Origin of the sequence: Bacteroides faecis MAJ27, assembly GCF_900106755.1 — a bacterium.
Lineage (GTDB): Bacteria > Bacteroidota > Bacteroidia > Bacteroidales > Bacteroidaceae > Bacteroides > Bacteroides faecis.
Map to the genome: position 1 here is coordinate 40881 of NZ_FNNN01000015.1, position 18280 is coordinate 59160.

22 protein-coding genes are annotated in these 18280 nt (G+C 42.9%); 17 read left to right on the forward strand and 5 right to left on the reverse strand.

The window, feature by feature from the left end; all coding sequences use genetic code 11:
* The first annotated feature begins 31 nt into the window (after nucleotides 1-31).
* The 5 genes from BLW31_RS13850 to queF all read left to right on the forward strand — a co-directional run bounded on the left by BLW31_RS13850 (nucleotide 32) and on the right by queF (nucleotide 3475).
* Nucleotides 32-622, forward strand: coding sequence for a hypothetical protein (locus tag BLW31_RS13850; protein WP_010538825.1), 591 nt, complete (start codon nucleotides 32-34; stop codon nucleotides 620-622).
* Nucleotides 607-894 (forward strand): winged helix-turn-helix domain-containing protein, encoded by a 288-nt coding sequence (locus BLW31_RS13855; protein WP_010538824.1) that lies wholly within the window; start codon nucleotides 607-609, stop codon nucleotides 892-894. Before BLW31_RS13850 ends, BLW31_RS13855 begins: the two co-directional genes overlap by 16 nt.
* 148 nt (nucleotides 895-1042) lie before the next feature.
* Nucleotides 1043-1723, forward strand: a complete 681-nt coding sequence (locus tag BLW31_RS13860; RefSeq protein ID WP_010538823.1) for a queuosine precursor transporter — start codon at nucleotides 1043-1045, stop codon at nucleotides 1721-1723.
* Between the two features lie 56 nt (nucleotides 1724-1779).
* A complete protein-coding gene (gene queC, locus BLW31_RS13865) occupies nucleotides 1780-2439 on the forward strand; it encodes a 7-cyano-7-deazaguanine synthase QueC (protein ID WP_010538822.1) in 660 nt (219 codons plus the stop codon).
* Between the two features lie 580 nt (nucleotides 2440-3019).
* On the forward strand, nucleotides 3020-3475 hold the full coding sequence (queF, locus tag BLW31_RS13875; RefSeq protein WP_008767949.1) for a preQ(1) synthase: 456 nt from the start codon (nucleotides 3020-3022) through the stop codon (nucleotides 3473-3475).
* Between the two features lie 13 nt (nucleotides 3476-3488).
* On the opposite strand, the gene BLW31_RS13880 is transcribed toward queF, so the two are convergent.
* Nucleotides 3489-3890, reverse strand: a complete 402-nt coding sequence (locus tag BLW31_RS13880; protein ID WP_010538821.1) for a type II toxin-antitoxin system VapC family toxin — start codon at nucleotides 3888-3890, stop codon at nucleotides 3489-3491.
* Nucleotides 3891-4142, reverse strand: a complete 252-nt coding sequence (locus tag BLW31_RS13885) for a hypothetical protein (RefSeq protein WP_010538820.1) — start codon at nucleotides 4140-4142, stop codon at nucleotides 3891-3893.
* 117 nt (nucleotides 4143-4259) lie between these two features.
* Here BLW31_RS13885 and BLW31_RS13890 point away from each other — a divergent pair, with 117 nt between their 5' ends.
* The 3 genes from BLW31_RS13890 to BLW31_RS13900 all read left to right on the forward strand — a co-directional run bounded on the left by BLW31_RS13890 (nucleotide 4260) and on the right by BLW31_RS13900 (nucleotide 6762).
* Complete coding sequence (locus BLW31_RS13890; protein WP_010538819.1) at nucleotides 4260-4907, forward strand: HD domain-containing protein; 648 nt, start codon at nucleotides 4260-4262, stop codon at nucleotides 4905-4907.
* 531 nt (nucleotides 4908-5438) lie between these two features.
* Nucleotides 5439-5747 (forward strand): NVEALA domain-containing protein, encoded by a 309-nt coding sequence (locus BLW31_RS13895; protein WP_010538818.1) that lies wholly within the window; start codon nucleotides 5439-5441, stop codon nucleotides 5745-5747.
* 28 nt (nucleotides 5748-5775) lie between these two features.
* Complete coding sequence (locus BLW31_RS13900) at nucleotides 5776-6762, forward strand: TolB-like 6-bladed beta-propeller domain-containing protein (RefSeq protein WP_010538817.1); 987 nt, start codon at nucleotides 5776-5778, stop codon at nucleotides 6760-6762.
* Between the two features lie 309 nt (nucleotides 6763-7071).
* Here BLW31_RS13900 and BLW31_RS25170 read toward each other — a convergent pair whose 3' ends face one another.
* Nucleotides 7072-7383, reverse strand: a complete 312-nt coding sequence (locus tag BLW31_RS25170; protein WP_010538816.1) for a DUF6922 domain-containing protein — start codon at nucleotides 7381-7383, stop codon at nucleotides 7072-7074.
* 97 nt (nucleotides 7384-7480) lie between these two features.
* Nucleotides 7481-7954, reverse strand: a complete 474-nt coding sequence (rlmH, locus tag BLW31_RS13910; protein WP_010538815.1) for a 23S rRNA (pseudouridine(1915)-N(3))-methyltransferase RlmH — start codon at nucleotides 7952-7954, stop codon at nucleotides 7481-7483.
* 127 nt (nucleotides 7955-8081) lie between these two features.
* On the opposite strand from rlmH, the gene BLW31_RS13915 reads away from it, so the two are divergent.
* The 7 genes from BLW31_RS13915 (at nucleotide 8082) to BLW31_RS13945 (ending at nucleotide 13544) form a co-directional block, all read left to right on the forward strand.
* Complete coding sequence (locus tag BLW31_RS13915; protein ID WP_022301929.1) at nucleotides 8082-8474, forward strand: DUF4783 domain-containing protein; 393 nt, start codon at nucleotides 8082-8084, stop codon at nucleotides 8472-8474.
* Nucleotides 8467-9315, forward strand: coding sequence for a carboxylating nicotinate-nucleotide diphosphorylase (nadC, locus tag BLW31_RS13920; RefSeq protein ID WP_010538813.1), 849 nt, complete (start codon nucleotides 8467-8469; stop codon nucleotides 9313-9315). Before BLW31_RS13915 ends, nadC begins: the two co-directional genes overlap by 8 nt.
* Before the next feature lie 197 nt (nucleotides 9316-9512).
* Nucleotides 9513-10064 carry an RNA polymerase sigma factor gene (locus BLW31_RS13925; RefSeq protein ID WP_022301930.1) on the forward strand — a complete coding sequence of 184 codons (552 nt, stop codon included), beginning with the start codon at nucleotides 9513-9515 and terminating at the stop codon, nucleotides 10062-10064.
* Complete coding sequence (locus BLW31_RS13930) at nucleotides 10048-11100, forward strand: putative outer membrane beta-barrel protein (protein WP_010538811.1); 1053 nt, start codon at nucleotides 10048-10050, stop codon at nucleotides 11098-11100. Before BLW31_RS13925 ends, BLW31_RS13930 begins: the two co-directional genes overlap by 17 nt.
* An 11-nt stretch (nucleotides 11101-11111) precedes the next feature.
* Nucleotides 11112-11639: a DUF4943 family protein gene (locus tag BLW31_RS13935; RefSeq protein WP_022301931.1), complete on the forward strand. Its 528-nt coding sequence runs from the start codon at nucleotides 11112-11114 to the stop codon at nucleotides 11637-11639.
* Nucleotides 11640-11806: 167 nt separating this feature from the next.
* Nucleotides 11807-12535: a DUF4858 domain-containing protein gene (locus BLW31_RS13940; RefSeq protein ID WP_010538809.1), complete on the forward strand. Its 729-nt coding sequence runs from the start codon at nucleotides 11807-11809 to the stop codon at nucleotides 12533-12535.
* A gap of 73 nt (nucleotides 12536-12608) precedes the next feature.
* A complete protein-coding gene (locus tag BLW31_RS13945; RefSeq protein WP_010538808.1) occupies nucleotides 12609-13544 on the forward strand; it encodes an NAD(P)H-dependent flavin oxidoreductase in 936 nt (311 codons plus the stop codon).
* Between the two features lie 81 nt (nucleotides 13545-13625).
* Here BLW31_RS13945 and ald read toward each other — a convergent pair whose 3' ends face one another.
* A complete protein-coding gene (ald, locus tag BLW31_RS13950) occupies nucleotides 13626-14729 on the reverse strand; it encodes an alanine dehydrogenase (RefSeq protein ID WP_010538807.1) in 1104 nt (367 codons plus the stop codon).
* Between the two features lie 187 nt (nucleotides 14730-14916).
* Here ald and BLW31_RS13955 point away from each other — a divergent pair, with 187 nt between their 5' ends.
* Together BLW31_RS13955 and BLW31_RS13960 are read left to right on the forward strand one after the other, a co-directional pair.
* Nucleotides 14917-16569, forward strand: a complete 1653-nt coding sequence (locus BLW31_RS13955) for a M23 family metallopeptidase (protein WP_010538806.1) — start codon at nucleotides 14917-14919, stop codon at nucleotides 16567-16569.
* Nucleotides 16570-16589: 20 nt separating this feature from the next.
* Complete coding sequence (locus BLW31_RS13960; RefSeq protein WP_074759588.1) at nucleotides 16590-18224, forward strand: C69 family dipeptidase; 1635 nt, start codon at nucleotides 16590-16592, stop codon at nucleotides 18222-18224.
* The last annotated feature ends 56 nt before the right edge of the window (nucleotides 18225-18280 follow it).

Below are 18280 nucleotides of genomic sequence, written 5' to 3' on the forward strand. Positions count from 1 at the left end.
AATATTATTTTTGAAACAAAATTGATAGAACATGGAAGACAAGAGAATTTCCGAGAAAGAGAGTTTGGAACTGATTGCCCGTATGATTCGGGAGACACAGGACAATGCAGCCCGTTATGCAGCCTATCCGTTGTTGATATGGGGGTATACTACTGTTATCGTATCGCTTGTGGTGTGGTATTTTTATTTGCAGACGGGAATGTGGCAGATCAATTATCTCTGGTTTGCTTTGCCTGCTATTGCCGGACCGCTGACAATCTTCTTTAATAGGAAGGACAAGAATAAAGGAGCGAAGAATTATATAGACCGGGTGACCGCCCAGATATGGACTGTGTTTGGAGTAGTGGGTTTCTGCCTGTCCTGCATGGCATTTGTTGTCCGTATTGATATTCTGTTTGTCGTTTCCTTACTGATGGGGATGGGAGCTACTCTCACTGGTTTGGTATGTAAGTACAAGCCACTTAGCATAGCAGGAATCATTGGTATCGCCCTTTCTTTTTCCATGCTTTTTATTCATGGAAGCGGAGTATATCTGGTGTTTGCCGCTATCTTTATAGTGATGATGATAATCCCGGGGCATATAATGAATAAACAGATGAAGAAACAATGTTTAAAGAACTGAATCCAATATTGCACTCACAGCTTCGTCTAGCTATTATGTCTATTCTTCTCACGGTTGAGGAGGCGGAATTTGTCTATCTGAAAGAGAAAACTCAGTCGACAGCCGGTAACCTGAGTGTACAGTTGGATAAGCTAAGCGAAGCGGGGTATATCGAAGTCGAGAAAAGTTTTGTGGGCAAAAGGCCGCGAACCGCTTGCCGGATCACTAAGGACGGGCGGAAAGCGATGGAGGAGTATGTGGAGACGCTGAAAGAGTATCTTTCGGGGCTATAAAAGATAGTAAGCCTATACTTTAGCTACGTTTCTTTTTGCCTTTTCACTTTTTTCCTCTACCTTTGCACCCCGAAAGAATAAAGAAAAGACGTATGATACCGTGAATAGCGGTCGTGTATTCTAGAACACCACGTAAAAAACAGGAGTTATGAAAGAAAAAGTATCAGTACCTTTTATGTTGCTGGGCATTCTTTTTAATGTATGCCTCATTGCAGCCAATCTTCTCGAGACGAAAGTCATCCAGATCGGTAGTTTGACCGTGACAGCCGGATTATTGGTTTTTCCTATTTCCTATATTATCAACGATTGTATCGCCGAAGTCTGGGGATTCAAGAAAGCGCGCCTTATTATATGGAGCGGTTTTGCCATGAACTTCTTTGTGGTAGGACTTGGTTTGATAGCCGTTGCGATACCTGCCGCTCCTTTTTGGGAAGGTGAAGAGCATTTCGATTTTGTATTCGGCATGGCTCCCCGCATCGTGGCAGCCAGTTTGATGGCTTTCCTTGTCGGTTCATTCCTCAATGCATATGTGATGAGCAAGATGAAGATAGCCAGTCAGGGCCGGAACTTTTCTGCCCGCGCTATTTTGTCGACGCTTGTCGGCGAGACTGCTGACTCACTGATCTTCTTCCCGGTAGCTTTCGGAGGCATCATTGCCTGGAAAGAACTACTAATCATGATGGGACTTCAGATAGTTCTGAAATCTATGTACGAAGTTATCATTCTTCCGGTGACGATCCGTGTGGTAAAAGTCATCAAGAAGATAGACGGCAGCGACGTATATGATACCGACATTTCTTATAACGTGCTGAAAGTAAAAGATATCTAATATAACAACTTCTTCAAGCCTGTTTCGAAGGCTGAGAGTATAAAGAGTATTTTATGATGAACAGAGAGGCTGCATTGGTTGTGTTCAGTGGCGGACAAGATTCCACTACTTGCCTGTTTTGGGCGAAACGCAACTTTAAGAAAGTATATGCTTTGAGTTTCCTTTATGGTCAGAAGCATCAGAAGGAAGTGGAACTTGCCAGAGAAATAGCCCGAAAGGCGGAAGTAGAATTTGAGGTCATGGATGTGTCTTTCATTGGGACATTGGGGCATAATTCATTGACTGATACTGCCATGGTAATGGATCAGGAAAAACCGGCAGGTAGCGTACCCAACACATTTGTCCCGGGACGTAACCTGTTTTTTCTGAGTATTGCAGCAGTGTATGCCCGCGAACGTGGTATCAGCCATTTGGTCACGGGAGTTTCGCAGACCGACTTTAGCGGATATCCCGATTGCCGGGACGCATTTATCAAGTCTTTGAATGTGACGTTGAATCTGGCAATGGATGAACAATTTGTGATCCATACCCCTCTGATGTGGATTGATAAAGCGGAAACATGGGCATTGGCAGATGAACTGGGAGTGCTGGATTTGATTCGTAACGAGACTTTGACATGCTATAATGGCATTCAGGGGGATGGCTGCGGGCATTGTCCTGCCTGTACGTTACGCCGTGAGGGGCTGGAAAAGTATTTGAAAAATAAGAATCAATAATATCTCTACATAGAGACTAAAAACGTGTTTTTTTATTGTCACTTGTCACTTTTGAGGGTTAACTGATTGATTACGAATGAATAATCGGTGATAATAGATGGTGATAATAGGGTGATAATAACTAATGAATGCTTTTTTATTGTCACCTTCATTGTGACTGACAGATGCTTGCCATTGTATTATTGGCGTTCATTTCATTTCAAGATGTACAAGGGTAAAGAGTCATTGCCGGTTGTTTCAAGAAGTTTCAAGCGGTTGAAACTTTGGTTCCATACGCTTGAAACTCTAGTTTCTATTACTTGAAACCATAGTTTCATACGCTAGAAACTTTTAGTTTCAAGGCTTTGAAACTAGAGTTTCATCCTAGTGAAACACTTCATTCCTTTATAGGAAATGACTAAAAGCAACGGTCGTTTTGATAATAGGAGTACCGGATGGTGAAAGATCGGTGATAGATTGCAATAATCAATCTTTCATCACTGAACTATCGATGGATAAGCCGTTTCAGTGAACATGGTGACAGGTGAAAGATGTTTTGCGTTTTTTTCTGTGTGTAGAGAGTTTAAAACTACATTAAACAATGGCTGAATTAAAAGACCAACTTTCCTTATTAGGAAGAAAAACGGAGTATAAACAAGACTATGCTCCTGAAGTATTGGAGGCTTTCGATAATAAGCATCCGGAAAATGATTACTGGGTACGTTTCAACTGTCCCGAATTTACGAGCCTGTGTCCCATAACCGGGCAACCGGACTTTGCAGAAATACGTATCAGCTATATCCCCGACATCAAAATGGTGGAAAGCAAGAGTTTGAAACTCTATCTGTTCAGCTTCCGTAGTCATGGTGCATTTCATGAAGACTGTGTGAACATCATCATGAAGGATCTGATAAAATTGATGAATCCCAAATATATCGAGGTTACGGGTATCTTTACTCCACGTGGCGGTATTTCGATTTATCCGTATGCCAATTATGGCCGTCCGGGAACGAAGTTCGAACAGATGGCGGAACATCGGCTGATGAATCGGGAGTGATACTTTACAGCCCTTATTTTTTTATCCAGTTTTCGATGTTAATATTGGGGATGCGGGCGAGGTGCTTTACATTTTCTGTAACCATTATTAAATTACAAGTCACTGCGGTTGCTCCGATAAGTAAATCAAAGTCATCAATCAGTTTGCCTTGTTTCTTTAGTACAGCTTTGCAATCCCCATAACATTCTAATGCTTTTTGTATAGGTATTACTGTGAAATATTTCTCTATGGCTTTTACTCCTTTTATCTTATGTTCTTTTTGTCCGCTATTTGAAGCACCAAAATATAATTCGGCTAGTGTGATGTCTGAGATAAAACAATTTTTGTTGCCTACAGCTTTTATGTGTTCAGCAACTCCGTATTGATTTTTGAGAAAATAAATACAGATATTAGTATCTAATAAATATTGCTTCATTTATAGATTAATTATATTACGGGTCGTATCTTGCCGGCGAGCCGTTTGTAATTCTTTGATTTCTTCTTCGGCAGTCAGACCGTCGTCTGCCCATGAACCACAAATTTCTTCAAATAGACGATCGTCATCCTGTTTGCTATCTGAAAAAGTCAGGGAAGCTGCTAATAGTTCGATTAAACGCCTTTTTGCTTCATTTCCTAAATTGGCTAATTTATCATTGAAGATTTCGTCAGCCGACCATGTTGTATCCATATAAATATCTCCTTTCTTTTAAAATGAAGAACATTGCAAATATAAGAAAAGTTTCTTGTGCTTCCAATAATTTGATATCTTTGCGTATAAAATAAGAAAGTGAAAAGCGATTTTAAAATGAATATTTCTATAAAGTTATGCGAGCATATCCGCGAAAGGATTATCCCACAATATGTCAACTTTGATAAGGCGCACCGGATAGATCATGTCGAAAAAGTAATCGAAGAAAGTATGAAGCTGGCTCTTCATTATGAAGTCAATTCAGCAATGGTTTATACGATTGCCGCTTACCATGATTTGGGTTTATGTGAGGGACGTGAGTTTCATCATATCGTTTCGGGGAAAATTCTGTTTGCGGATGAAACTTTGTGGCAGTGGTTTACCGATGATCAAATGTTGCAGATGAAGGAAGCGATAGAAGATCATCGTGCCTCCAATAAACAAGCTCCGCGAAGTATCTACGGGAAAATTGTTGCTGAGGCAGACCGGATTATTGATCCGGAAATAACACTGCGCCGTACCGTACAATATGGTTTGTCTCATTATCCGGAGATGGATAAAGAGCATCAGTATGAACGTTTCCGGAAACATCTTGCCGATAAATATGCAGAAGGAGGGTATCTGAAGTTGTGGATACCCCAATCTGATAATGCCGGACGGTTGGCGGAGCTGCGTCAGTTGATTACCAATGAGGAAAGAATAAGAAGGGTGTTTGATCAATTATATGAGGAAGAAAGTATATTGCCTAAAATCCGCAATCTTTAGTATGTTTTCTTTTTATTGATTCTAGTTTGGCTGCTTCTCCTGATTTTTGTCTTTTTGAGCCCCTTTTCGATATAACTATCTTACATGCTGGCAAAATTTCCCCTTTCCCCATTGTTTAAAGGTTACTCTGCGCATCTTTTCGTTTTTGCTTTTGTATGATTAAGTGGTAGTGCTCTTCTTCCAGAAAGGAAGTAAAGGGAATGGAAGTGACTTGATAAGATTTGCAAAATTCTTCATTTTCACTCCATTGCGAATTATAGGCATAAAAGTGATATTCCCATTCAGGAGAAAGAATAGCATCTAAAACTGAAATCGCTTTGTAGCACCTTGCAAAACGATAAAATTCGTGTGTGTGGCTAATGGAAAAATGTAAACAACAATGCTGATTATCAGGAAAACAGAAGTGGGTGGGGTGCAATGTGGGTTACGACTACATAATCTGCTGCATAACATATAGCAGATTTTCCGTTTATATTTTTTAAATACTATCTTTGTAAAAAGCACATAAAACAACAATCAAAAATTATCAAAATGAAAAAAATAAAATTTGTTACACTTGCTGTCCTAGTTTTGGCAGCGGCTTATTATGCCACATATACAACGTATAATACTAAACATCAATTAACGGATTTGGTGCTTCTCAATATAGAAGCCTTGGCAGTAGATGAATCAGATTATGCTGACCCTATAAGATTCAAACAGTGTTACACATTTACTAGTACAACTTTATTACCTGATTACCCCGCAGAGTATGTTACAACATGTTATGGATGTTATACAGTGAAGTCTACCACACATATTAATTCTCTGTATTGTGCAGGGGCACAAATAATCTATTAAATAAACTGATTGTAAAAATAATCTTATAATGGGAAAAAGCATTTATTTATTACTGGCTTATGCCTTGTTTAGTGCATGTACAGTACAAGTTACTGCACAAAAGCAAGTATCAGAGGAAAAAATAGAGCCATTTCCTGTAGAAAAATCCCTTCAAGCAGAGAAAATAAAAGTAAATGAAGTATTTTTCCTTGATGGTATAAAGGTAAAAAAGGGAAGTATCTTTGCTCTAGATTTAAAAAGTACTGACACTTTGTTGTATCAATATTCACTCCCAAAATTTCAATGTATTTACAAAGGAGGGAGAAAAGGAGGGGCAGAAGATGAATTCCAAATTTCTCCTACATTATGCAAGACTGTTTCTGATAAAGTCTATATTTTTGGATACACTCCATTCCTCATTAAAAGTTTTACATTGGACAGCAACAACCATCTGTCACTTGAGAAAAAATTGGAATTACCTGTTTATGACGAAATACCCAACCACATGAATGTGGTCAATGATTCTTTATTGATATACAGTACAGTTCCCAATAAGCTTGATATAGAAAAAGTCAATTTAAACACCCGGCAGATAACAGGGCGAATTTTGATTGAACAAGAAAACCACAAAGAAAATTTCTTCGATAAGAACAGAGGACATCTTGCAGCTAACGATTCTCTGATAATCTATGCTTATACCTATAAAAAACAAATAGATTTTTATAGAATAAATGACATGATACTCTGCAAAAGGCTTGTTGACGATACCGTAATCCCTCATATAGTAATGGGAAATTTCAAAGAAACAATATTTCATCAGCGTGAGTTGGTTGCGGGTAAACACTATTTCTATATAAGGTGCTTCAAAAAGGGAGGAGGGTGTTTTATAGAAGTATATGACTATTCGGGACATTCTATTGCCAGATACGAATTAGACATCCTATTATATACCTTTGACGTGGATGAAGCAAACAGGACTATATATGGTTATAATGGAGCCGTATTTGAGGATGGTTTTTTGATGTATAATTATTAGGGATATTCACTAATGATTTTCTTTCGATTTATTACAGTTCCTGCAAAATGGATAAAGTCAGGAAGACAATGGGTACTCAATATTTATTCCGACAAACCATACAAGTTACTTCGGAGTTCATAAAAATAACTGTTTGTGGGATTACTTACGCTTTTACCTAGCAGGGGAAAGGGGGGAGGTGCGACCAACTGTGTAGAAAATAAGGAAAAAGAGAGAAGATAAGTAGCTAAAAGAGACCTTAAGTGGCTAAAAAACTATTTGAATTGTTTCTAAATTAGTTGCGGATTTAAGGTATTGATATTTTGATTATTATTCAGTGTTCCATATTGTAGGATTCCGCAAACTTTCATGATAGCATCGATATTCTTCTTTAGAGGTGTTTGAGATACAGCAGATGTAAGCTAAGGCTTTTGGATCAAGGGTGCGTAATGACTTGCATATTGATACGATTTTGTCCAATCCATAATAGGAACGAATTAATTGCCAATCTTCCCATTGTCCATATTCTAATACACGTTGTATGATTTGTGCCGGACAGGTATCCATATCTGCTTTTGTTATGTCTATATCCCAAAATAAATAGAGAGATAGTTTTGATATATATTCTTCCTGTTGCGACATTATTTTATTAAAATTCTGCTTTATTCCTCTACAAAGGAAGGGTTTTATTTTAGATTTGCCAAATAGCTAAACTCTTTTAACAGGATAACAATATTCTTTATTCGTGATGATACGGCCCTCCATTCAATATTGTCATCGCCCGATAAATCTGTTCTACAAAGATCAGCCGTATCATTTGATGAGAGAAAGTCATCTTCGACATTGAGATCTTTTCGTTAGCCACCTGATACACTTTCTCCGAAAATCCGTAAGGTCCGCCGATGATAAACACCAGCCGTTTATTCACCGTATTCATTTTCCGCTTCATATATTCGGCAAATTCGAGCGAACGCATCTCTTTTCCATGTTCATCGAGCAGTACGATTACATCTCCCGGCTGCAACGCTTTCAGTATCAGTTCCCCCTCTTTTTCCTTTTGCAGGTCCATCGAAAGACTCTTTGTATTCTTCAGTTCGGGAATCACTTCCATATCAAAAGTGATAAAGCGTTTTGTACGCTGAATATAGTCATTAATCGCTGTAATATAGTGCTGTTCTACGGTTCGTCCAACGACGAGCAAAGTTGTTTTCATGCGTCTACCATTCTGATTCGTGCACAAAAATAGGCATTTTTTATGTTATTCTGCAATTAATGCTTACCTTTGCCTATCATTAGTTGAAAGTTTAATCCTTTAAACTTCAACCCAAAAGCTTGGATTTATGAAGAAACGAGTGCTTTTAGGAATGGCCGCTTTGCTTCTTTCTGTCTCATTGCTGATGGCGCAGGAGATACCGGCAGGAGTGATTACGGCCTTTAAAAGAGGAAGCTCGCAAGAGCTGAGTAAGTACATGGGAGACAAGGTAAACCTCGTTCTCCAAGGCAACTCGACGAACGTTGACAAGAAGAAAGCTACAGCTATGATGCAGGAGTTTTTCACAGAAAACAAGGTCAATGGTTTTGACGTGAATCACCAGGGAAAACGGGATGAATCCAGTTTTGTCATAGGTACGCTGACAACTACCAAAGGAAAATTCCGTGTGAACTGCTTCCTGAAGAAAGTGCAGACTCAATGTTTAATACATCAAATAAGAATTGACAAGATCAATGAATAAGGAAAAAGAACTGATCGACAAACTAATCGATCTTGCTTTTGCAGAAGATATAGGTGATGGTGACCATACCACCCTTTCTTGCATCCCAGCCACTGCGATGGGAAAATCAAAACTACTGATTAAGGAAGCCGGGGTACTGGCCGGTATCGAAGTAGCCAAAGAAATCTTCAACCGTTTCGACCCCACCATGAAAGTGGAAGTATTCATCAACGACGGAACCGAGGTGAAACCGGGAGACGTAGCAATGGTGGTAGAAGGAAAAGTGCAGTCACTGCTCCAGACCGAACGCCTGATGCTGAACGTGATGCAGCGTATGAGCGGTATCGCGACCATGACCCGCAAATATGCCAAACAGCTGGAAGGCACTCACACCCGTGTGCTGGATACCCGCAAGACAACACCGGGGATGCGTATCCTCGAAAAGATGGCTGTCAAAATCGGTGGCGGAGTCAACCATCGTATCGGCTTGTTCGATATGATCCTGCTGAAAGATAATCATGTAGACTTTGCCGGAGGTATCGATAAGGCAATCAACCGCGCCAAGGAATACTGCAAAGAAAAAGGCAAAGACCTGAAGATAGAAATTGAAGTCCGCAACTTTGATGAACTGCAGCAAGTACTCGACCTGGGTGGTGTAGACCGTATCATGTTTGATAACTTCACACCCGAAATGACGAAGAAAGCCGTTGACATGGTAGCCGGTAAATATGAAACCGAGTCTTCCGGAGGCATTACCTTCGATACACTGCGCGATTATGCCGAATGTGGTGTAGACTTTATTTCTGTAGGAGCTTTGACTCATTCGGTGAAAGGACTGGATATGAGTTTCAAGGCATGCTGATCGCACAAACGATGAATGATTAAAAATAAGCGGTGAACAGTACTGTTGCTATCGTGCTGCAGGTGTTCACCGTTTCTTTTTTGTGAATCATCGTTTCTTTAACTTCTTTTAGCAATATTCATTGCAGCATTCCTCACATTCTTGCGTCTAAAGGACAAACGGCGCAGACATACGTTCGATTAAAAAGACAATTGACATTGGAAAACGAGATAGAACTGATAAAGGGCTGTCGGGCAGGAAAGGATTCGGCCCGAAAGGAACTTTATACCCTCTATTCCAAACAAATGTTGGCGGTTTGCTTCCGCTATACGGGCGATATGGATGCGGCGCACGATGTACTGCATGACGGTTTCATCAAGATTTTTACCAACTTTTCGTTCCGGGGAGAATCCTCGCTTTGTACGTGGATTACGCGGGTGATGGTGACACAGTCACTCGACTATCTGAGACGGGAGAAACGAGTCAGTCAGTTGGTAGTGCATGAAGAGCAGCTTCCCGATATACCGGATATTTCCTCGTCGGGAGGAGGAGTAGGGATCTCCGAAGAACAATTAATGGCGTTTGTCGCCGAATTGCCGGATGGGTGCCGAACCGTTTTCAACCTTTATGTGTTTGAAGAGAAACCGCACAAGGAGATAGCCAAGATGCTTCACATTAAAGAGCACTCGTCTACTTCGCAGTTGCACCGGGCCAAGTATTTGTTAGCAAAAAGAATTAAAGAGTATAGAAATCATGAAGAAAGAAAATGATGAAATAACCGATCTGTTTCGCACACGTCTCGCTGATGCCGGGATGGCTGTTCGGGACGGCTTTTGGGAAGAGCTTTCGCAGGACATCCCTGTGGCTTGCCAACATCGCCGTCGGTTGATATTCTTCCGTGTGGCAGCGGCAGCATCTGTGTTGCTGGTATTGGCTGCATCCTCGGCTACTTTCTGGTATTTCTCTCCAAAGGAGGAGATGGAGGAGGCATTTACCAAAATCGTGGTGGCAAACAGCGGAAGAATGGATGGAGATGGGGTACGTGCCAATCAATTGCCGACGGCAATGGAACCTGTATTGCCGAAACCGGCACCTAAATCATTCGGATTGTTAGCACAGTATCCGGAAGAAGGGGATTCAGTTTCCATTTCATTCTCCATGTCATTCTCCTTCTCGGCAACGACTACTACCGGGAATGGTAACCGATACGGTAACCAGGGCCACAACGGTTACTGGCAGGCGAATAATGGTAACACAGAACCAGCTGACGCGCAAGGAGAAAAATATACGGCCGATATGTCTGCTCCGGTGAAAAACGTAAAGAAACATCGCTGGGCTCTGAAAGCACAGATGGGGACCGCACTTCCGGCTGAGGACGGTACTTACAAGATGCCTGTTTCCGCGGGAGTGACTGTAGAGCGGAAACTGAACGACTATCTGGGAATAGAAACCGGATTGCTCTATTCAAACCTGCGTTCAGCCGGACAACATCTGCACTATCTGGGCATTCCGCTAAAAGCCAACGTCACTTTGATGGACACGAAGAAAGTCGATCTCTACGCTACAGTAGGCGGTGTGGCAGATAAATGCATAGCCGGTGCGCCGGACAACAGTTTTAAAGAGGAGCCTATCCAGCTGGCAGTGACTGCCGGCATCGGAATCACTTATAAGATTAATGACCGACTGGCAGTTTTTGCCGAGCCAGGTGTTTCCCATCATTTCAAGACAGATTCGAAACTGGCTACGGTACGCACGAAACGGCCAACTAACTTTAATTTACTTTGCGGACTTCGTATGACGTATTAATCCTTATGAAAATGAAAAAAACACTTATAATGCTATGGATGGCTGTTAGCCTGATGGTAGTATCCTTTGCAGGATGCACCAGCGAAGAAATGGATTATGAAAATCCCAATGTGAGCCTCTTTGTGAAACAGTTGAAGGCAGGCACATATAATATGAAGAATGAAAAAGGAGTGGTGGAAGTTCCTCACTTTACAGAAGAGGACATTCCCGAACTATTGAAATATGCGGAAGATCTGACTATTATTCCTTCTTTCCCCTCAGTCTATAATACCAATAACGGTAAAATCCGTTTAGGCGAATGTATGCTTTGGGTAATAGAGTCTATCCGTCAGGGGACAGCCCCGTCATTGGGTTGCAGAATGGTACTGGCAAATGCCGACAATTACGAAGCAATCTTTTTTCTGACCGATGACGAAGTGCTGGACGCAGCAGCCTGCTATCGCCGATGGTGGGAAGGCCGGAAATATCCGAAGACATCCTGGACAATCGATCCGTGCTATGACGAACCGCTCTGTGGCACTGGATACCGATGGTGGTAAAAAAAGAAAAAAACTTCGGGGCGTAAAAACTAAAAAACATGAGGCAACGTTTATTTGTATCAGTAGTCTTCGGACTACTGACAGGGGGCGTGCCATGTCCAAAAAGAAGCGAATGCGTGCACGCACAGCAAGTGTACGTGAGGAATATAGAAAACAGAGGTGAAAAGATGAGTGAATTGATAAAACGTTTTATTACAGCTACCGTACTGTGTCTGACAGCTTTGCTGGCATATGCGCAGGAATGGACAAAGGAAGATTCCTTGCGTCTGAGGAAGTTGCTGGACAGTGACCGGGAGCTGCATTTGAATCAGGATGTGGTCAAGCAGATTGATTTTGGCAGTGCCGTAGGTACGCCCCGCATGTCGGTGGAGAAAAAATGGATGCTGCCCGACGAATCTCTTCCCGAAGCATTGCCCAAACCGAAAGTCGTGCTGAGCCTGATGCCTTATAAAGCGAACACTCCTTATAATTGGGACCCTGTTTTTCAGAAGAAAATAAGAATGGATAAGAATACATGGCGTGGAGATCCTCACTACGAAATGCGTCACCAGAGATCATACAGTAACTGGGCGCGTAACCCGATGGCAGGTGGTGTCCGTAAGTCATTGGAAGAGATACGGGCGAGTGGGGTGCGTTTCCGCCAGTTGACCGAACGGGCAAACGGAATGATGGTTAATTCGGTGGTGATGGATAGTCCGATTCCTTTGTTTGGAGGCAGCGGCGTATATATAAATGGAGGAACAATAGGCGGACTTGACCTGATGGCGGTTTTCACCAAAAACTTCTGGGATAAAAAAGGAAAAGAGCGTCGGGAACGTACGCTGGAAGTGTTGAGAGCTTATGGAGATTCGACAACTGTATTGATAAACCGTCCCATTGAACAGATTGCCCGTTGAAATTGTTTTATTAAATGTGGACATGTGTCATGTTCCATATTAGCGAATTAACACATTGAAAAACGATTCATTTATGAACAGAATTACTTCTCTTTTCGGTATTCAGTATCCTATTATTCAAGGTGGTATGGTGTGGTGCAGCGGTTGGCGTCTGGCTTCCGCGGTAAGTAATGCGGGAGGATTGGGACTGCTTGGCGCAGGATCTATGCATCCGGAAACTCTTCGCGAACATATTCGTAAGTGTCGTGCGGCTACAGACCGTCCTTTTGGCGTAAACATTCCTTTGATGTATCCCCAGATAGAAGAGATTATGGCGATTGTGGCGGAAGAAGGCGTCAAGATCGTTTTTACTTCTGCCGGAAACCCTAAGGCATGGACCGGATGGTTGCACGAACGTGGAATTATCGTGGCTCATGTCGTTTCCTCTTCCCGTTTTGCGGTGAAGTGTGAAGAGGCAGGAGTGGATGCGGTAGTTGCTGAAGGTTTCGAAGCCGGCGGACATAACGGACGTGAAGAAACGACCACTTTCTGTCTGATTCCTGCGGTACGCAATGCGACCACTTTGCCTTTGATCGCTGCGGGAGGCGTCGGTACGGGAGAAGGTATATTAGCTGCAATGGTGCTGGGAGCGGAAGGAGTACAAATCGGTACTCGTTTTGCACTGACAGACGAGAGTTCTGCAAGTCCGGTCTTTAAAGAATACTGTCTGAGCCTGGGAGAAGGAGATACTAAATTATTACTGAAGAAACTGGCTCCGACACGTCTCGTAAGGAATAATTTCCGGGATGCTGTGGAGAAAGCTGAAGATAGTGGGGCTTCTGCCGAAGAGTTGCGGACTTTGCTTGGGAGAGGCCGTGCGAAGAAAGGAATATTTGAAGGGGATCTGGAAGAAGGTGAACTGGAGATAGGGCAGGTGTCGGCTATTGTTTCCCGTCAGCAATCAGTAGCGGAAGTCATGAATGAATTGGTGGAGGCTATGCAGCGGGCAGCGGAAAAGAAATATGTATAGAAAAAGAAGTTCTGAAGCAGTCGGATTTGGAAAAACTTAACTACTTCAGAACTTAACTACTTCAGAAAGTTGGCTGCTTAATCAGTTTATAGGTTCATATTTTAGATCGAATACATCCGCTACTGCTTTATATACCACTTTTCCTTCCACTACATTCAGTCCGAGTGCTAGTGCCGGGTCGTCTTTACAAGCTTTTTTCCATCCTTTATTTGCTAAAGCAATGACATAAGGGAGAGTAGCATTGGTCAAAGCCAGTGTAGAAGTATAAGGTACCGCTCCCGGAATATTGGCTACGGCGTAATGAACGATACCGTCTATCACATAAGTAGGCGCACTGTGAGTCGTAGGATGAGACGTTTCGAAACATCCTCCCTGATCTATTGCTACATCCACGAGTACCGTACCGGGCTGCATCATCGCAAGCATCTTTCTGGTTATCAGATGAGGTGCTTTATCCCCCGGAATCAGCACGGAACCGATGACCAAATCAACATCCGGCAATTCCTTCTTTATCCTTAATTCGGATGCGTACAGTGTCTTGACATTTTTCGGTAATGTCTCGCTGAGATAGCGGAGGCGTGACAGATTAATATCTGCAACTGTAACATCCGCACCCATCCCCGCAGCCATCTGCGCTGCATTACTTCCGACAATACCACCTCCGAGAATCAATACTTTGGCAGGCTTCACACCGGGGACTCCTCCCAGAAGGATACCTTTTCCTCCTTGCGGCTTTTCCAAAAAGCGTGCTCCTTCCTGAATGGACATGCGTCCGGCTACCTCACTCATAGGGATAAGCAGAGGTAATGAATGGTCCGCTTTTTCTACAGTCTCATATGCAAGGCAGATGGACTTGTTGGCAATCATGGCCAGCGTCAGTTCCTTATCGGATGCAAAGTGGAAATAAGTGAACAATAACTGCCCCTTTCTGATCAGATTGTATTCGGGGGCGATAGGTTCTTTTACCTTTACAATCATATCTGCCGTGGCATAGACATCTTCTATTGTCGGAAGCACTTGTGCACCGGCAGACAGATACGCTTCATCCGGAAAACCACTATTGATACCCGCGGTATGCTGGATATATACTTGGTGACCTTGCTTCACCACCTCGGCAACTCCGGAAGGCGTCATACCTACCCGATTCTCGTTGTTCTTGATTTCTTTGGGTACTCCGATGATCATATTGCTATATATTAAGAGTTTAACATGGTCCAATGTACGAATAATCCCTTTAGGTTGTTATTCATCAACAGATGTTTTAGAGCAGAATGTCGTTTGAAAACATTTCTTAGCTTATCATTTCTCCCGGATATTTCGTAATCTAGTTGGAATAATGTACATTTGCGGAAGTAAAAAAGTGAAGAAGATAATGAAAAGATATATTGCTGCTTTCTTGTTGGCTTGTTGCGTGGAGGGGTATGCACAGGAAACAAAGCAGACTGCTTTTGTGCCACCTTTTGACTTTCCCCTTACATTGAGTGGAAACTTCGGAGAAATTCGTTCCAATCACTTTCATGGCGGATTAGATTTTAAGACGGGAGGAACGATCGGCAAACCGGTTCGGGCGCTTGCTGACGGGTATATTTCTCGTGTACGTGTCACCAACGGTTCGGGCTATGTGCTTGATGTTTGCTACGACAACGGCTATTCTACTATCAATCGCCATCTGAGCGCTTTTCTTTCTCCCATTGCCGAAAGGGTAGAGAAACTTCAATATGAAAATGAGAACTGGGAGGTGGAGATTATTCCCGAACCCGGTGAATATCCGGTGAAGGCGGGACAGAAGATTGCCTTAAGTGGAAATACCGGATATTCATTCGGTCCGCATCTCCATCTGGATGTGTTCGAAACAGAGACGGGAGATTATATCGATCCGATGCCTTTCTTTAAAAAGAATCTCAAAGATACCCGTGCGCCGAAAGCGGATGGCATCATGCTTTTTCCTCAACCGGGGAAAGGAGTGGTCAGCGGAAGTCAGGAGAATAAAACAATTCTTCCAAATACTGAACGGCCCGTGGAAGCGTGGGGAATCATCGGTGCGGGCATCAAGGCGTATGACTATATGGACGGGGTAAGCAATCATTATGGAGTATATTCTGTAGTGCTTGAGGTGGATGGAACCGAAGTATTCCGAAGTACGGTAGACCGTTTTTCGCAGGAAGAAAACCGAATGATAAACTCTTGGACGCATGGCCAGTACATGAAATCGTTTATCGACCCGGGAAATACGTTGCGGCTGTTGAAGGCGTCGAACAATAATCGGGGCCTGATTACGATTGATGAAGAACGGGATTATCAGTTTCAGTATACTTTGAAGGATGCCTTTGGCAATACTTCCCGCTATCACTTTACGGTACGTGGCAAGAAACAGCCGGTTGAACCGTTAAATCATCGGGAGAAGTATTACTTTGCCTGGGATAAGACAAATTATCTGCAGGAACCGGGATTGAGTCTCGTTGTTCCGAAAGGAATGCTATATGACAATGTGCCTCTTCAATATCAGGTGAAAGCAGATAGTGGGGCTGTCGCATTTACTTATCAGCTGAATGATAAGCCGGTTTCACTGCACGCAGGCTGTGAATTGCGAATCGGACTGCGGCGTAAGCCAGTGGCGGATACTACGAAATATTATGTGGCACGCGTGACTCCGAAAGGGACTAAATACAGTGTAGGAGGAACATACGAAGATGGATTTATGAAAGCATCTATTCGTGAACTGGGAACTTATACGGTGGCTGTAGATACGGTTCCTCCGGAAATCATACCTGTTAATAAGAATCTGTGGGGGCGAAACGGGAAGATCGTCTATCGACTGAAAGATGAAGGAACGGGGATTGCTTCCTATCATGGAACGATTGACGGTGAATATGCACTTTTCGGACGTCCTAATATTGTTAAGTCCTATTGGGAATGTGTACTCGACCCGAAGCATGTGAAGAAAGGCGGTAAGCATATCGTAGAAATGACCGTTACGGATGCTTGTGGAAATCAGACCGTTTCGAAAGAGACTTTTGTTTGGTAAACTAATAAAATGTATCATATATGAAGAAAATCATTCTATCTGCTGTCCTCTCCTTGGCGGCTCTTGCGAATTCTTTCGCTTGTACGAACCTGATTGTCGGCAAAAATGCCTCTACCGACGGTTCGACTATTGTTTCTTATTCAGCCGACTCGTATGGGCTGTTCGGTGAGCTTTATCATTATCCGGCTGCTACTTATCCCAAAGGGACCATGCTGAAAGTCTATGCATGGGATACAGGTAAGTATCTGGGAGAAATCGAGCAGGCACGCCAGACTTATAATGTGACGGGCAATATGAATGAATTTCAGGTAACCATTGGCGAAACAACCTTCGGCGGACGTTCGGAACTGGCGGATTCTACCGGAATCATCGATTATGGAAGTCTGATCTATATAGGATTGCAGCGCTCACGCTCTGCACGCGAGGCAATCCGCATCATGACCGACTTGGTGCAGCAATATGGCTATTATAGCGAAGGTGAATCCTTTACGATTGCCGACCCGAATGAAATCTGGATTATGGAAATGATCGGTAAGGGACCGGGCATCCGCGGGGCTGTCTGGGTGGCTGTACGTGTGCCGGATGACTGTATCTCGGCTCATGCCAATCAGTCGCGTATCCACCAGTTTGACATGAACGACAAGGAAAACTGTATCACTTCTCCGGATGTGATTTCCTTTGCCCGTGAGAAAGGATACTTCAATGGCGTGAATAAGGATTTCAGCTTTGCGGAGGCTTATGCACCGCTTGATTTCGGTGCACGCCGTTTCTGCGAAGCACGTGTGTGGAGCTATTTCAATAAATTTACTGATCATGGCAATGACTATCTTCCTTATATTGAAGGAAAGACGGACACTCCGATGCCTCTTTTCGTGAAGCCGAACCGCAAACTTTCCGTACAGGATGTGAAAGATATGATGCGTGACCATTATGAAGGAACACCGCTTGATATTTCCAATGACTTCGGTGCCGGTCCTTATAAAACTCCGTATCGCCTTTCTCCGCTGAATTTTAAAGTAGGAGACAAGGAATATTTCAACGAGCGCCCGATTTCGACTCAACAAAGTGGCTTTGTATTTGTTGCACAAATGCGTGCCAACAAGCCGGACCCTATAGGCGGTGTTCTTTGGTTTGGAGTGGATGATGCGAATATGGCGGTATTTACTCCTGTATATTGCTGTGCCACGAAAGCTCCGGTGTGCTATACGCGAGTGGACGGAGCAGATTATATCACTTTCTCCTGGAATTCCGCTTTCTGGATTTTCAACTGGGTGTCTAATATGGTCTATCCGCGTTATGATCTGATGATTGGTGACGTGCGTGCAGCTCAGAAAGAGATGGAGACAACCTTTAACAATGCGCAGGAAGGCATTGAAGAAATGGCTGCCAAGTTGCTGGCAAAAGATAAGAATGCTGCAATCGCTTTCCTGACTAACTATACCAATATGACTGCTCAAAGTACCTTCGATACCTGGAAGCAGCTGGGTACTTTCCTGATTGTGAAATACAATGATGGAGTAGTGAAACGTATGAAGGACGGACAGTTTGAACGGAATTCTATCGGGCAGCCTGCCGGAGTCATTCGTCCCGGATACCCGAAAGAATTTCTGGAGGAATATGTGAAGCAGACCGGAGACAGGTACTTGGTGAAATGATGAATGATGAATGAAGAATGAAGAATTGGCTGGCGCAGTATATCTCAAAAACATTA

What these genes read in the sequence shown, in the direction of transcription:
- BLW31_RS13850 (WP_010538825.1), top strand. Translation starts at nt 32, where the DNA reads ATGGAAGACAAGAGAATTTCCGAGAAAGAGAGTTTGGAACTGATTGCC.
- BLW31_RS13855 (WP_010538824.1), top strand. Translation starts at nt 607, where the DNA reads ATGTTTAAAGAACTGAATCCAATATTGCACTCACAGCTTCGTCTAGCT.
- BLW31_RS13860 (WP_010538823.1), top strand. Translation starts at nt 1,043, where the DNA reads ATGAAAGAAAAAGTATCAGTACCTTTTATGTTGCTGGGCATTCTTTTT.
- queC (WP_010538822.1), top strand. Translation starts at nt 1,780, where the DNA reads ATGAACAGAGAGGCTGCATTGGTTGTGTTCAGTGGCGGACAAGATTCC.
- queF (WP_008767949.1), top strand. Translation starts at nt 3,020, where the DNA reads ATGGCTGAATTAAAAGACCAACTTTCCTTATTAGGAAGAAAAACGGAG.
- BLW31_RS13880 (WP_010538821.1), bottom strand. Translation starts at nt 3,890, where the DNA reads ATGAAGCAATATTTATTAGATACTAATATCTGTATTTATTTTCTCAAA.
- BLW31_RS13885 (WP_010538820.1), bottom strand. Translation starts at nt 4,142, where the DNA reads ATGGATACAACATGGTCGGCTGACGAAATCTTCAATGATAAATTAGCC.
- BLW31_RS13890 (WP_010538819.1), top strand. Translation starts at nt 4,260, where the DNA reads ATGAATATTTCTATAAAGTTATGCGAGCATATCCGCGAAAGGATTATC.
- BLW31_RS13895 (WP_010538818.1), top strand. Translation starts at nt 5,439, where the DNA reads ATGAAAAAAATAAAATTTGTTACACTTGCTGTCCTAGTTTTGGCAGCG.
- BLW31_RS13900 (WP_010538817.1), top strand. Translation starts at nt 5,776, where the DNA reads ATGGGAAAAAGCATTTATTTATTACTGGCTTATGCCTTGTTTAGTGCA.
- BLW31_RS25170 (WP_010538816.1), bottom strand. Translation starts at nt 7,383, where the DNA reads ATGTCGCAACAGGAAGAATATATATCAAAACTATCTCTCTATTTATTT.
- rlmH (WP_010538815.1), bottom strand. Translation starts at nt 7,954, where the DNA reads ATGAAAACAACTTTGCTCGTCGTTGGACGAACCGTAGAACAGCACTAT.
- BLW31_RS13915 (WP_022301929.1), top strand. Translation starts at nt 8,082, where the DNA reads ATGAAGAAACGAGTGCTTTTAGGAATGGCCGCTTTGCTTCTTTCTGTC.
- nadC (WP_010538813.1), top strand. Translation starts at nt 8,467, where the DNA reads ATGAATAAGGAAAAAGAACTGATCGACAAACTAATCGATCTTGCTTTT.
- BLW31_RS13930 (WP_010538811.1), top strand. Translation starts at nt 10,048, where the DNA reads ATGAAGAAAGAAAATGATGAAATAACCGATCTGTTTCGCACACGTCTC.
- BLW31_RS13935 (WP_022301931.1), top strand. Translation starts at nt 11,112, where the DNA reads ATGAAAAAAACACTTATAATGCTATGGATGGCTGTTAGCCTGATGGTA.
- BLW31_RS13940 (WP_010538809.1), top strand. Translation starts at nt 11,807, where the DNA reads ATGAGTGAATTGATAAAACGTTTTATTACAGCTACCGTACTGTGTCTG.
- BLW31_RS13945 (WP_010538808.1), top strand. Translation starts at nt 12,609, where the DNA reads ATGAACAGAATTACTTCTCTTTTCGGTATTCAGTATCCTATTATTCAA.
- ald (WP_010538807.1), bottom strand. Translation starts at nt 14,729, where the DNA reads ATGATCATCGGAGTACCCAAAGAAATCAAGAACAACGAGAATCGGGTA.
- BLW31_RS13955 (WP_010538806.1), top strand. Translation starts at nt 14,917, where the DNA reads ATGAAAAGATATATTGCTGCTTTCTTGTTGGCTTGTTGCGTGGAGGGG.
- BLW31_RS13960 (WP_074759588.1), top strand. Translation starts at nt 16,590, where the DNA reads ATGAAGAAAATCATTCTATCTGCTGTCCTCTCCTTGGCGGCTCTTGCG.